This is a genomic window from Planococcus kocurii (assembly GCF_001465835.2).
In the GTDB taxonomy this organism is placed as follows: domain Bacteria; phylum Bacillota; class Bacilli; order Bacillales_A; family Planococcaceae; genus Planococcus; species Planococcus kocurii.
Map to the genome: position 1 here is coordinate 3,304,137 of NZ_CP013661.2, position 13,573 is coordinate 3,317,709.

Below are 13,573 nucleotides of genomic sequence, written 5' to 3' on the forward strand. Positions count from 1 at the left end.
TTTGATTCTTCTTCCATTAAACGGTTTTTCGTTCAATCATTTTTACAAATAGCTCATCATGATGAACTTGTCGATGATTGATAGCTTGCAGCAATAGATTTTTTCCTATTTCTACTAATGGGATTTCAAGAGTGGTTATGTTCATGACTTGTGCAATGGGCTGATTGTCAAAACTTAGGATGGCCAATTGATCTGGTACCGATATGTCCTCTTCCGTACAACAAACCAATATTCCAGCAGCTACTTGATCGTTAGTAACGATCAAAGCTGTAGGAGGACTGTGCATACCAATCAGTCGCTGTATTACGGTTTGTCCATCTTCAAAGTATAAGCAATCATAAAATACATAGTCGGGAACAAACGGCTCATTTATTTTTTTGAGAAAATCTTCATAAGCTTTTTCTCTATATCTACTATTAGACCCTGAATTCCGCGCTAAACAGTAACCAATTTTTTTATGCCCTTTGCTATGCAAATAATTCAGTGCTTGAGAAAAGCTTTTGTAATGATCAACGAAAGTAGAAGACATATTTTTTTCTCTGCTATCTTCACACAGGGTAATGGGACCGTATTTAGTATAGTCATCTACCACGCTAAATGGAGAATTTCGAGAACAAATGATTAACGCATCGATTTGCTTATGCTTCAGCATTTCCAACGCTTCGATTTCTCTTGTTTCTTCGTAATTTGTTTGAAAAAGAACTAATTTATAATTATTTTTAACCGCTTCATTGGCTATTCCTTCAACCAATAAACCAAAATAGGGGTGATTTACAAAAGGGACAATCACACCAATTAGCATGGTTTTGCCTTTACTTAAATGTACAGCATTTAAGTTTCGTTGATAATTGGATGCTTTCATAGCCTGTTCGACTGCATTCCGTTTGTTTTCACTAACATACGGATGATTGTTTAATACGCGGGAGACTGTCGCTACTGAAACTCCTGCCATTTGAGCGAGTTCTTTAATATTTGCCAAGTTGATCACTCCTATTTAAAGTTAATTTCTGTGCTTGCTCTGAAACCCGTTTCATACGCTATGCTTAACGAAACAGGGGAGGGAGGTATTAAAATGTCCATATTACTAGGGCTGGCAAGTTTATGTATGATGTGTATGTTTGTTGTTATTTTTGCATCATTTCCTATTTCTGAATACACGAAAAAAAGGCGAACAACATTAAATGCTGTAGGTGATAATAGGGATCATTATGGATTTTTGTTTATTGTTTATGACGAGTCGACTAATACTCCTAAAATATAAAAGAAATAAGTTTTTTCTAAGTGAGTGATGAAAATTAATTAGTCATTTCAGTATAACCTCGTTAGACGTATTTTGGCTTTCAGTTCTGTTAAGCTGATTATAACTGTGAATGCTTTTTACAGAAAGTTACCTATTTTTATATCAAGAGTGGCTAATTCATCAAAAAAACTTCAAAATTAAAAGAGCAATCCAAACATCAGTACTGATGTTTGGATTGCTCTTTCTATTGTTGGGTTAGTTAATTTTTTTTAATTCTTGTAGTACATCTGAAGGTTCAACACGGTCTTTATAATCTGATTTTGTGTATTCATAAGCGATTGTACCATCTGTCTGAATGATGTAAGTTGCAGATACAGGAAGTGTCCAGGTATCGTCTCCGTTGTGTTTAGCTACATCTAGACCGATAGCTTTATAAAGCTCAACCAGGTATTCTGGCAATTGGTAAACCAAATTAAATTGGTTTGCTACGTTATTGCCTTCATCGCTTACTACCAAGTACTCTAAATCGTGCTTTTCTTGAATAGACATGGACTGGTCTGGTGTTTGCGGGCTAATGGCAATTAGCTCAGCGCCTTGGTCGTGAATTTCTCCAATGATCTGCTGGTAAGCGCGTAGCTCCATGTTGCAATACGGACACCAATTCCCGCGATAAAACGTTAACACGACAGGACCTTTTTTTAGCTGCTCGTATAGTTCAACCGTTTCGCCTGCAGCATTAGGTAAGTTAAAGTTTGGTGCTTGTTCGCCTGTTCTTAATCCTTTTCCTTCGTTCGATGCTTCTAATTCTTCAATCGCATGTTGCATTTTTACTTGAACTTCTTTTGGCTTGTTGGCTTTAAATTTTTCGATATATTCATTAATTTCTTGTGTCATCGTTGTCATAAATTACATCTTCCTTTCATTTAACTAGTTGGATTGCTAGGATGCACGCCGGTATAAGTGCATATCAACAGTGAATAGAATGATAGCAAAAATGTTCTTATTAAGAAATGTGTTTTTGGGCGATTGAAAGAATTTCTTCTTTTGGCTGAAAGCCAACTGATTTCTCCATCAATTCTCCATCTTTAAAGAAAAGAAGTGTCGGAATGCTCATAACACCATATTTTTGTGCTGTTTCTTGATTATTATCAACATCTAATTGAACGACGCTTATTCGGTTATGTTGGTCCTCATTAATTTCTTCTAATGCAGGAGCGATCATCTTACAGGGGGCACACCAAGCTGCGCCGAGTTCGGCAATGACAAACCCTTTTTCGGTTGCTTGAACAAATGTTGAATCCGTAACGTCTTTAATCGACATAGTATCTCTCCTCTTCTTATTTTATAACCATTTAATTAACTTCTTGTGGTTAGAATTAAACTTTACGGTATGATAGTATGTAAGTCAATCAATCAGTTTTAAGGAGTGTTCCGAATGGAGAACAATATGGAAACAAAATATTCTTTCGTAAGTCAGTATCTTTTCATTAATTTTTTAAATACGATTAATATCAAAAAAATTACAGCGATAGACTTTCTTGAAGAAAAAAGAGGCATAGATGACTGGCTAGCATTTTTGGAAAGTCAGGAAGTACTAAATCTGCAGCAAGTAGAAAAACTTAAAAGCTCGCCAGTTGAAGCTAAAGAGCTGAAAGTTTTTCGCGATCAGTGGAGAAATTATTTCTCCACTGATCAAAGAGACAAAAGTTCTTTGAACTCTTTGGTAGCACATACAACAAAAGTTCCTTTGTATTTCAACAAAGCATGTGAGCCTATTCCGAGTAAAGGCGGAACAGAAGGATTGTTAGCGCTCTTGTCGTATGACATGCTGCTGGCATTACAAAGCGGAGTTTTCGAAAAAATAAAGAAATGCGAGAGTTCGCTTTGCTATGCTTTTTTTGTAGACATAAGTGGAAAACGTAAATGGTGTTCGATGGAAATTTGTGGGAATCGAGAAAAAGCAAGGAGACATTACTCGAAAAAAATCAAAGAATGATTTTCATAGACTGCGTCATAAGTTTCTAAAATAAGATTGGTAGAGAAAAGGTTTGATTTTTCTCTACCAATTTTTGCGTTCTATGCAGTTTGAAATGAAAGAGACAAAGAGCAAATAGCTTCCTTCATTCATTTTTTCTGACGACTATGCTTAACACTCTATACTTTCACTACATTGAAAATATAGACATACACAAGCTTTTCCTATTTACAATCCTACTCAAAAAGTATAAGATAAAGAAAAAGTTTCCTGTAGGAAAAATATTTCACAACGGAAAATAAATGGCGGAGGGGAAGTAAAATGGTTCCTGCAATTAAAGTGCAAAATATCCAGGTCTCTTATTTTGGCAGACCAGCAATTGATGCAATTGATTTGACGCTTGAACAAGGAAAAGTCTTAGGAATTATTGGTCCTAACGGCGCGGGTAAATCAACGCTATTAAAAGCATTATTAAATCTTGTCTCCATTGATCAAGGTAGTATTGAAATATTTGGAGAGACATTAAAGGAAAATCGCAAGCGAATCGCATATGTACCTCAAAGAAATCAGTATGACTGGGATTTTCCAATTCATGTTCTTGATACTGTGTTGATTGGCACTTATCCGAATTTGGGCATATTCAAGCGTCCAAAGAAAAAAGACAAAGAATGGGCTTATGAATGCCTGAAAAAAGTGGGGATGGAAGAGTTTTCTAATCGTCAAATAGGCGAATTATCCGGTGGGCAGCAACAGCGTGTCTTTCTTGCCAGAGCACTTGCGCAAAAAGCAGACATTTTCTTTTTAGACGAGCCATTTGTCGGAATTGATGTCTCTAGTGAAGAAATGATCGTTAAACTCTTGAAAGACTTACGCGATCAAGGCAAAACAGTAGTAGTCGTTCACCACGATTTAAGTAAGGCAAATGAATACTTTGATGAGTTATTGTTATTGAACAAACAAGTCATTCAATTTGGTAACCCACAGCAAGTATTGCGTCCAGAAGTTATGCGCAAAGCGTATGAAAGTGAATTATCTTTTCTATTTGAAGTTGGGGTGAACTAATTATGGCTTTTATTGAAGGACTGATTGAATATGACTTTTTGCAAAAAGCATTGCTTACATCGATTATGGTCGGTGTCATTTGCGGAGTCATCGGTTGTTTTATCATCTTAAGAGGAATGGCGCTTATGGGAGATGCTATTTCACATGCTGTTTTACCGGGAGTGGCAATCTCTTACGCACTTGGCATCAGCTTTTTCTTCGGTGCTGTGTTTACAGGCGTATTAACAGCGATTGGTATCGGTTTTGTTAGTCAAAATAGCCGAATCAAACAAGATACGTCAATCGGCATAGTATTTTCTGCAGCATTTGCACTAGGTGTTATTCTCATAACGGTGCTTGAAAGCAGTACAGATTTGTACCATATCTTATTTGGTAACGTATTGGCTGTACGGCCTTCAGATATGTGGATTACGTTAGGTACAGGGTTGGTTGTACTGGTTTCTGTTTTTGTTTTTTACAAAGAACTTCTTGTTACGTCTTTTGACGAAACAATGGCACAAGTATACGGACTACCAGTGAGACTGATTCATTACTTTTTAATGACCTTACTGACGATGGTTACAGTTGCTTCACTTCAGACCGTGGGTATTATCCTTGTAGTTGCCATGCTGATTACACCTGCAGCAACAGCTTATCTCCTGACCGATCGTTTATCGACAATGATTTTCTTATCGGCTTCAATAGGAGCAAGTGCAGCTGTAATTGGTTTGTATTTCAGTTTTACTTACAATTTGGCCTCAGGTGCAACGATAGTGCTTGCCGCGACAGCTCTTTTCATCGTAGCTTTTCTTTTTTCACCAAAACAAGGAATTTTATGGCGGAAAATAAGCATAATGAAAAAAAGACAACTAGCTAATTGAACTTGTAAAGAAAAAGGAGAATGTTTATGCGTAAAAGTACTAAGTTTTTTATGATAAGTATCGTTTTGCTGTTTATTTTAGCTGGATGTTCAAACAATGACAACAGTGATGAAAAAACCAGTCATGATAAGTTACAGGTCGTAACGACGTACTCCATCCTTTACGACATTGTTAAAAATGTAGGCGGTGACAAAATCGAATTACACAGCTTAGCACCGATTGGCTCTAACCCTCATGAATACGAAACGTTGCCATTAGATGCGCAAAAAGCAACAGATGCTGATGTGGTTTTCTACAACGGCTTAAATTTAGAAGCTGGCAATTCATGGTTCGAAAAATTAATGGATACCGCTGGTAAAAGTGGCGAATCAGCACCTGTTTATAAGATGAGTAAAGGTGTTGAACCTATGTTTTTAACAACTGAAGGAAAAGAAGGGGAAGAAGATCCTCACGCATGGTTAGACCTGCAAAATGGGATTAAATATGCAGAAAATGCAAGAGATGCATTGATTGAAGTAGATCCAGAGAACGCAGAAGAATACAAAAAAAACGCAGAAGAATACACTAGTCAATTGGAAGTACTTCACCAGGAAGCTCTTGATCAATACAGCAAAATTCCAAAAGAAAAACGCGTTTTTGTAACAAGTGAAGGAGCGTTTAAATATTTTAGTAAAGCCTATGATTTCCAAGCAGAATATATTTGGGAGATCAATCAAGAAAACCAAGGGACACCGTCACAAATTACACAAGTTGTAGACAAAATAAATGATCAACAAATTCAAGGATTGTTTTTAGAAACAAGTATTGATGCCCGCAGCATGGAAACAGTTGCAAGAGAAACCGGTATGGACATTAAAGGAAAAGTCTTTACGGATTCAATTGGTAAGCCAGGAGAAGATGGCGATACGTATATCAAAATGATGCAGTGGAATATTGATACAATTTTATCAGGATTGATCGACTGATTTGTGAGAAGCGATTTACAAGTATCCAAAAAGCCGACAAACGTCGGCTTTTTTTAAGAAGGTAACACATGGTTAATAGCATGGAAATATGGAGGTATTTCGTCAAGATAGCGATAACAAGTGAACCGTAAAAATCTTGCGGTTCATAAGAAACCTAAGCTTACAACTACATTTTTTATAAATAGTGAGCAGCTCGTGTTATACTAAAGAACTTAAGGCAGCTAAGCTTTTTGCTCGTAATTGAACGGATGCCAAAAAGCCTCCGCTTACCGATAGAATATGGAGGTGTAACAAAATGAACAAACGATGGACCTTTAAAGAAATTAAAGCATTTGTCGAGAAAAATTCGGACAGTAAATTACTGTCGACTGAATACCACGGATTTTCTCAAAAGCTACTGTTCAAATGCGCATGTGGCAATAACTTTGAAAAAACATTTACGAAATTCAATACAAAAAACCAACGTAAATGTGACGTGTGCCAACCACCAAAAGCGCCACGTGGCGAATAATGAATTAAAAACACTGATTTCTTTAAACAGAAATCAGTGTTTTTTAATAGAGAATTTAGTTGTTCCGAACGTGAATTTGATACTGTGTGTTGGTAAGTGTAAGATAATGACAATCGTAAAAATACTGAAAAGTTGTGATGAATCTGAGACAATCGAATAAAATAACAGCAGGATTATCGCTCTGACTAAAAGAGAATGCATTGTAAGGTAGGTTTTGTATAAACCACCGAGCATGACATGTTTTTCTCCATCAGCGGAAATTTTTAGTGATTTTTTAGTGTAATTTTTGTCGTTAATTGAGGGAGGTTGACGCTCTGAATACATTTTCTGTGTAAGACCAGGGAGTATGAAAGACAGTGAAGCGCTCGTAAACACTAAAGCGATACCTGTCACAAGCATCTAAAAAGCTTGAGCAGTTATAGCAGTTGCACTTAAAGATGCTAAACCGATCAACGTGGCAAGCTTAGAACAAAGACGGGCATCTAAATACTGTCTGTACACACGTCCTTACGCAGCATCTTCTTCATCTCCAGTAAAATTTTGATTGGTAAGAGACAAAATGCTGAAATAACGATATAGTGAAACAAAGTCAGTAGTGCTGCGAGTGTTAGAAGAATGGTATTGCCAATAAATGCATAGCCAGACAAATCAATACGAAAATCGGCTTCCAGCAAAACTGGCATTCCGAAAAATCCAACTAATGCGCCAATAATCAATTGACCACTTGTTTTAAACAGTTTCCTCATGCTAATTCCTCCTCATCGAACTGAAAGATTTCTTGAACCGGTTTATCAAAAATACGCGCAATTTTCGTTGCAACGAGCCATGAAGGCATAAATTCTTCGCCTTCGATCAAACTGACGGTTTGGCGCGAAGTCTTTGTGCATTTTGCCAATTCTGTTTGGTTTATCCCTAAATTCGTGCTTAACTCTTTTAATCTTGTTTTCATGTCTACACCTCTTTAAAGCTAAAGTGCAAACGATATGTTTCAGAAATGACAAGTATGTTAGTCAGAAAGAATAACGAGTCTTTGAAATTTTTTTGGTAAGAATGATTAAAGGAAAACAAAGAAATTCTATATCACCTATCTTCTTGAAATAAGGTACAATCAAATTAGCCTAGGACGTGAAAGGATTTTCTGGTTCTCTCGAGTTAAATCCAATTCCAAATAAGACATTTTGCATGTTCTATTAGATGGCACTAAATCTTATTTTAGCAGCTTAAACTGGTTGACTAGCTATCCATTAAAATAGTAGAGATGAGAGATGTATGATGAAGTTAAAAGGATGGGGTATAGCCTTACTTATAGGCATCGTAATTATTGGGGGAATCATGGCCATTGCTCTTCGTGAAGATGACAATATGGTGATAACTGAGCCTTATGAGGATACTACTAATGCAGTTTATAACTTAAAAGTGAAGTTGAGTCCTAAAGACGACTTTCACATTGAGGCTTCAATTGATGTTACAAATGATTCGGCTGAATCGTGGTCAGATATCGGCTTTTATTTAATACCCAATGCGATGAATTCTGATGAAACAAACGTTTATGAAGGTGACGAAGCGGTTATTGCGATTTCTTCGGTTGTGGTTAATGGTAAAGAAGCTGCGTATACACTTGATAACAACGAGTTAATGGTCGAGCTAGAAAAAGCTTTAGATACGGACGATTTAGTAAACGTAACAGTCGACTATTCGATGACTTTACCTAAAGGCGGTATGCGCTTGTCTCAAGTAGACGATAATTTTTACTTAGCGCATTGGTATCCGATGCTCGGGCAGTACCAAGATGGTTGGAACATCGAAGATTACAATTCAAACGGCGAATCTTACAACACGGATTATGGCGACTTTACAGTAAACTATGCTTTACCGAAGAACTATTTAGTTGCAACTTCCGCAAATGATGGAGAAATCCAACCTACATCAAAAGGGACGGTAACAGGTGAAAACATTAAAGATTTTTATATGGCTATTATGAATCCTGATGAATGGCAAGCAGAAACTGTACAAGCTAACGACACGACGCTTCGTGTATTTACACCGGCGTCACAAAATATGCTAGAAGAAACTTCTTCACTTGCAGTTGACGCTTATGAATATTTTGAAGAAAAAATAGGCGATAATCCTTTTGATGAACTCGATATTATTGGAAACGATGGCTACATGGAATACCCAAACATTATTGAAGTGGCGGCAGATCAGCAATCTCAGGAGTCAGTTTTAGTGCATGAAATTGCGCATCAATGGTTTTATTACCTTGTTACCAATGATCCCTATTATGAATCCTGGTTAGATGAAGGCGTAACAGAATTTAGTAGCTCGTTATTCATCAGCGATCGTTACGATGATGATGAATTTGGATTTTGGGGTGCCTCTTCAGCAGAGCAGTATTACCGGCCAGAAAAATATGTCAATTTACCACTCTCTAAGTTTGGTAATGAGACGTATTATTCTACGATCTATGGCAAAGTTCCAATGGTGCTAAAAGAATATTTTGATGAGAACGGTGGAAGAGAAAGTGCACTTGAATTTCTATCGGCTTATTATGCGGAGTTTCAATTCAAACAAGTAAACACCCAACAATTTAAAACATTTTTTGAAGAATATTTTGAAGGTGATCAAAGTGAATTTTTAAATAATTGGTTGAAATAAAATAGTTAAAGAAGAAATAGGAGCAGCTGGATTTACAGCAGCTCCTATTTTTCTATTTGTAGGTTTATATAACATAGCCATTGACTTTCGTTCGAAATAGAATTATGATACAAAGTAGTTATAACAAAGTGCTTTTATTAAAATAGTTTGTTTGAAGTTATTTTGACAGAGAGTAGGATAAGTTAAATGAAATTTGTACAGTTTTTAAAAACAAAAGGCGCAACCGGCGCTATTGTTATGGGGATATTTTACGCCATTGCGATGCTAGGCATCTTCCTGCCAGGCTATTCAGCCATTCCTGCAAATATTGATAAGTTACCAATCGCCATTATTAATGACGACAATGGCGATTATGGTGTAGGAATTGCAGATCAGTTAACAGAAAACCTACCATTTAAAAAAATCGAAACCAATCTAACAAATCAACAGGCTTTAGAGGAGTTAGAACACAACAAAGTCGCGTTAGTTGTGCACATTCCAGAAAAATTTTCTGAAAATCTCCAAACAGGAGAAATAACTTCAACGATTGACTTTACAATCAATGAAGCTGGCGCACAATCAGTTTCTTCTGCGATGAATTCAGTCGTAGCGGAAATTAATAACCAATTGAGTACACAATTCTCACAGCAAACAGCTCAAACTGTGTTAATGAAAAGTAATGTCCCAGAAGATCAAGCTGCAGCGTTAGCTGAAAAGATTGAAGCAGCTTATGCAGGAAACATCGTAGCAATCAACAAAGTGCCAGATGGTATGAATAATGGTATGCTGCCCATGTTCTTATCAATGGCGTGTTATGTAGGTGCAATGATAGGCGCCATGCAACTAGTTGGTGCATATAGAGAAAATCGAACAAAAGCAAGCAAGACACGATTATTCAGTTATGTTCAACTGACTGCTCTAATCATAGCCGTTCTTTCGACGGTAGTTGCTTTAGGAGTAACGTATTTGATCAATGGACCAAGTGGTAATTTGTTTTTTGAGCTCGCGGGTCAGCAAATTTTAAACTATATGGTGTGTTTTAACTTTGCCGCAATCGTCATTTTCTTAATCGGTGAAGGAGGCATGATGCTAAACTTGCCAATTTTATTTTTTCAAACATTATCAAACGGTGCAATTATGCCCCGCGAAATGATGTACTTGCCCTACGAATGGATGAGTTATATTTCGCCTATGTATTATTCGGTGCAAGCATATACTGCGAATCTATACGGGCATATTAGCACGGCTCCATTTATATGGTCGATGGTGGCTGTTGGTGGAGTAGCTATGCTCATCAACATTTGTATCGTCGCATTTCTCCATAAGCCAGTTGAACTAGAAAACAATAATGCGGATAAGAAAACCAATAAACGGCTCAACCCATCTGAGGTTTCTGTGTAATTTCTGGTACAATTGGAATACGATCTATCTTGAAGGAGTTTTAACATGTCGATTCAAGTCTTTATTTTAAGTAATCTGATGAAAGAAAACAGCTATCCTTATAAATTGAAAAAGCAGTTGTCAGAGCCTATCCCACTGGATCAATTGGGTGGATTGACCGAAAGTAAATTGTATTATCATTTTGAAACTTTAGCCAAAAAAGGATTAATTGAAATCGTTGAAATTATCAAAGAAGAACATCGTCCAGATAAACAAGTGTTTGCGATTACGGCTAAAGGACGTGAAGAGTTACCCAAACTTATTTACAAACTGTTTGAAAACACGGATATCGTCAAAGATATGATAGTAGGCTTAATTGGTTTGCAATATGTGGATAAGAAAAAAGTCGTCGACATATTGGAAAATAACGTGAACGAAATCAAGGAACGCTGGAATCAATTGAGCGGGATGGAAGGAAAAGTCCAAGTAACTGAAGAAGATAAGGAATTACGAAACTTTGTTAGAGGATACATTACGGCAAGAACTGACCATAATGTTCAATGGCTAGAAGAATTAATTAATAAAATCAAGCAAGGTGTGCTGTGATTGATTTAGTTAAAGGGAAGGAACTTTTTCAAAGTTCCTTCTTTTTTTATTGCTTTGAAGAGAAATTTTTTGAGACGATAAATGAAGGGATTATTTGAATAAATGGAGAATATAACCTTAAGTCGAGAGGAGATTTTGTGTTCTCCGATTGTCTAGGGAAGAAATTTTAGATTCTGCAAATAACGTGTGAAATTGCGCAAACAAGTTGCTAATTTCCGAAAATAAACGCGAATACTTCCATAAAGCGGTTGGAGTTACCGTGAATTTAGACTTCAAACAAGAGAAAAGACTAGCTTTAATCAGCGTTGTCACACTCGTATTAAAAAAAGATTTCAATTGCTGGGAATAACAACTCAGAAAGAAGGTAAGAAGAATTTGAAAGGGGAATTACCATGTCTCATGACGCAGAATGTCCGTTTTGCAATCCGAGTATCGATTTTAATCAAAAAATCATCTTTGAAAATAACAGTTGTTATTATCTGCAGCACACAGAGCAACAAGAGGTACTACAAGGCAGTGGTGTAATTGTTCCAAAGCAGCATCGTACCAATACGTTTGATTTAACAAAAGAAGAGTGGGGTGACACATACGAACTTCTCCAACAAGCCAAAGATTACATGGAAAGTGAACTTTCTCCAGATGGTTACACCCTTGGCTGGAACGTAGGGGAGGCATCAAATCAGTCGATCAAGCACAGTCATCTTCACGTAATCCCTCGGTTTAACGACGAACCACTTGCAGGCAAAGGGTTACGCCATTGGTTGAAACAACCAGAAAATAGAAGAGTTAGGGATAACTAAAGCTTGAGTTATAAAAGGGGATGCTGTGGAGTGATCATCTCAAGCCACGCAGACTGTAATTTTGAGTGCTGCAAAAAGCGTGATTTTCTGCAACCAAACAAAGTGACACCGCAAACAAACGAGAGAATTACGCAAACAACTCTTACTCTTACTCTTCCGCAAACAAAGACAATTATATAGATACACCACTTTTAATTCAATATAAAATGATCCATATGAGCTGATACGACAAGATGCATCAATAGCATCGAAGTTTCTGGAGGGGAAGCAGATTTTAAAACAATGGAAGATTCCCGCGATCCTACTAGGATCTTTAGGTATTGCCAATATTGGAGATTTCCTCTACCTAGTTGCTATCAATATCATTGTTTATCAGATGACGGGTTCTGCAGCTGCTGTAGCGGGTTTATGGATGGTCAGTCCTTTAACCAATATCTTGACAAAGTTTTGGACGGGCAGTTTTATAGATTACCGAAGTAAGCGAAAAATCGTGTTGGTGACGATGGTGTTAAGAGCGACTTTTATCGCCATAATTCCTTTTGCACCAAGCCTTTTTGCGATATACGCGATTCTTGTTCTGTTAAGCGTTGCCAAATCATTTTTTGGACCAGCCTCCATGACCTATGTCACAATGCTTGTTCCTCAGCAAAAGCGAAAACGGTTTAATTCACTGCGTTCGTTTACCTCTTCTAGCGCTTTTATTATTGGACCGGCTTTAGGAGGGACACTTATACTACTAACTAATATTTCGGTGACTTTATGGTTAAATGCTGGATTCTTTTTGGTTGCTGCCGTTTTGTTGAGCCTTTTACCGGACACAGAAAAAGTCAAACACGAAAAGATTCCTGCTTTGACTTTTTCACAAGTAGCCAAAGATTTCACTGTCGTTGTTGATTTTATTGGTAGCAGAAAGTACGTTTCTGCAATTTACCTAGGGTTTCTCGTAGTTATGCTATTTTCATTTGCGATGGATGTTCAGGAGGTTGTTTTCACTCAACAAGTAATTGGTCTTTCTGAAATCGAATACAGCTTGTTAATTAGCATTACGGGCATCGGTTCAGTGAGTGGCGCAATATTGCTTTCCTTATTTGCCAATAAAGTTTCGATTCGGGTAATGATGATTATTGGCATGTTGATGATGACAACCGGTTATCTTATTTATGCGTTCTCCTGGTCTTTTGCACCCGTTACTGTCGGCTTTATTATCCTCGGTTTCTTTAATGTGTTCTTGAACGCCGGAATTACGACATTCTATCAAAATAATGTGCCAGTATCTGTGATGGGCAGAGTGACGAGCATCTTTGGACTCATCCAAAGTATTTTGCAACTTTTTTTCATCTTAGTAATTGGTTTACTCGCAGATTTTGTTTCGCTAAAGCTGACAATCGGCTCTCTCGCAATCCTTATGCTGATAACTGCTGTATTGTTCACAATCGCGGTGTTAACTCCGAAATATTCAGATTGGTACGCTGAGGAGGGAAATGAGTCTCGAGAAAGTCAGACTAGTCAGCAAAAAGCATCAGTAATTAAGTAATAAATT

The 13,573-nt window shown here is 37.1% G+C and carries 16 protein-coding genes; 10 read left to right on the plus strand and 6 right to left on the minus strand.

The genetic code is table 11. From position 1 onward, the window contains the following. Positions 1 to 16: 16 nt before the first annotated feature. From AUO94_RS16085 to trxA, 3 genes are all read right to left on the minus strand, one after another. A complete protein-coding gene (locus AUO94_RS16085) occupies positions 17 to 979 on the minus strand; it encodes a LacI family DNA-binding transcriptional regulator (RefSeq protein ID WP_058385183.1) in 963 nt (320 codons plus the stop codon). A gap of 516 nt (positions 980 to 1,495) precedes the next feature. Beyond that, positions 1,496 to 2,143 (minus strand): peroxiredoxin-like family protein, encoded by a 648-nt coding sequence (locus tag AUO94_RS16095; protein ID WP_058385185.1) that lies wholly within the window; start codon positions 2,141 to 2,143, stop codon positions 1,496 to 1,498. Positions 2,144 to 2,243: 100 nt separating this feature from the next. Further along, complete coding sequence (gene trxA / locus AUO94_RS16100; RefSeq protein WP_058385186.1) at positions 2,244 to 2,561, minus strand: thioredoxin; 318 nt, start codon at positions 2,559 to 2,561, stop codon at positions 2,244 to 2,246. 126 nt (positions 2,562 to 2,687) lie between these two features. Between trxA and AUO94_RS16105 the strand changes: the two genes are divergently transcribed. The 5 genes from AUO94_RS16105 to AUO94_RS16125 all read left to right on the plus strand — a co-directional run bounded on the left by AUO94_RS16105 (position 2,688) and on the right by AUO94_RS16125 (position 6,613). Next, entirely contained in the window at positions 2,688 to 3,236 is a 549-nt protein-coding gene (locus AUO94_RS16105; RefSeq protein WP_237150139.1) for a CGNR zinc finger domain-containing protein, read from the plus strand. A 300-nt stretch (positions 3,237 to 3,536) separates the two neighbouring features. Next, positions 3,537 to 4,277, plus strand: a complete 741-nt coding sequence (locus AUO94_RS16110; protein WP_058385188.1) for a metal ABC transporter ATP-binding protein — start codon at positions 3,537 to 3,539, stop codon at positions 4,275 to 4,277. 2 nt (positions 4,278 to 4,279) lie between these two features. Beyond that, on the plus strand, positions 4,280 to 5,137 hold the full coding sequence (locus AUO94_RS16115) for a metal ABC transporter permease (protein ID WP_058385189.1): 858 nt from the start codon (positions 4,280 to 4,282) through the stop codon (positions 5,135 to 5,137). A gap of 26 nt (positions 5,138 to 5,163) precedes the next feature. Further along, on the plus strand, positions 5,164 to 6,102 hold the full coding sequence (locus AUO94_RS16120) for a metal ABC transporter substrate-binding protein (RefSeq protein WP_058385190.1): 939 nt from the start codon (positions 5,164 to 5,166) through the stop codon (positions 6,100 to 6,102). Positions 6,103 to 6,397: 295 nt separating this feature from the next. Next, the gene (locus AUO94_RS16125) at positions 6,398 to 6,613 is read left to right on the plus strand and encodes a hypothetical protein (RefSeq protein WP_058385191.1); all 216 of its coding nucleotides are present in this window, start codon (positions 6,398 to 6,400) and stop codon (positions 6,611 to 6,613) included. A gap of 33 nt (positions 6,614 to 6,646) precedes the next feature. Here AUO94_RS16125 and AUO94_RS17835 read toward each other — a convergent pair whose 3' ends face one another. From AUO94_RS17835 to AUO94_RS16135, 3 genes are all read right to left on the minus strand, one after another. Continuing rightward, positions 6,647 to 7,012, minus strand: coding sequence for a DUF3169 family protein (locus tag AUO94_RS17835; RefSeq protein WP_082707563.1), 366 nt, complete (start codon positions 7,010 to 7,012; stop codon positions 6,647 to 6,649). Between the two features lie 83 nt (positions 7,013 to 7,095). Continuing rightward, positions 7,096 to 7,359: a hypothetical protein gene (locus tag AUO94_RS16130; protein WP_058385192.1), complete on the minus strand. Its 264-nt coding sequence runs from the start codon at positions 7,357 to 7,359 to the stop codon at positions 7,096 to 7,098. After that, complete coding sequence (locus AUO94_RS16135; RefSeq protein ID WP_058385193.1) at positions 7,356 to 7,562, minus strand: helix-turn-helix transcriptional regulator; 207 nt, start codon at positions 7,560 to 7,562, stop codon at positions 7,356 to 7,358. Before AUO94_RS16135 ends, AUO94_RS16130 begins: the two co-directional genes overlap by 4 nt. A 320-nt stretch (positions 7,563 to 7,882) precedes the next feature. On the opposite strand from AUO94_RS16135, the gene AUO94_RS16140 reads away from it, so the two are divergent. The 5 genes from AUO94_RS16140 (at position 7,883) to AUO94_RS16160 (ending at position 13,567) form a co-directional block, all read left to right on the plus strand. Further along, positions 7,883 to 9,268, plus strand: a complete 1,386-nt coding sequence (locus tag AUO94_RS16140) for a M1 family metallopeptidase (protein WP_237150140.1) — start codon at positions 7,883 to 7,885, stop codon at positions 9,266 to 9,268. 186 nt (positions 9,269 to 9,454) lie between these two features. Next, the gene (locus AUO94_RS16145; protein ID WP_058385195.1) at positions 9,455 to 10,648 is read left to right on the plus strand and encodes a YhgE/Pip domain-containing protein; all 1,194 of its coding nucleotides are present in this window, start codon (positions 9,455 to 9,457) and stop codon (positions 10,646 to 10,648) included. Positions 10,649 to 10,693: 45 nt separating this feature from the next. Beyond that, positions 10,694 to 11,233, plus strand: coding sequence for a PadR family transcriptional regulator (locus tag AUO94_RS16150; RefSeq protein WP_058385196.1), 540 nt, complete (start codon positions 10,694 to 10,696; stop codon positions 11,231 to 11,233). 392 nt (positions 11,234 to 11,625) lie between these two features. Beyond that, positions 11,626 to 12,033 carry an HIT family protein gene (locus AUO94_RS16155; RefSeq protein WP_058385197.1) on the plus strand — a complete coding sequence of 136 codons (408 nt, stop codon included), beginning with the start codon at positions 11,626 to 11,628 and terminating at the stop codon, positions 12,031 to 12,033. Positions 12,034 to 12,304: 271 nt separating this feature from the next. Next, positions 12,305 to 13,567 (plus strand): MFS transporter, encoded by a 1,263-nt coding sequence (locus AUO94_RS16160; RefSeq protein WP_156423952.1) that lies wholly within the window; start codon positions 12,305 to 12,307, stop codon positions 13,565 to 13,567. The last annotated feature ends 6 nt before the right edge of the window (positions 13,568 to 13,573 follow it).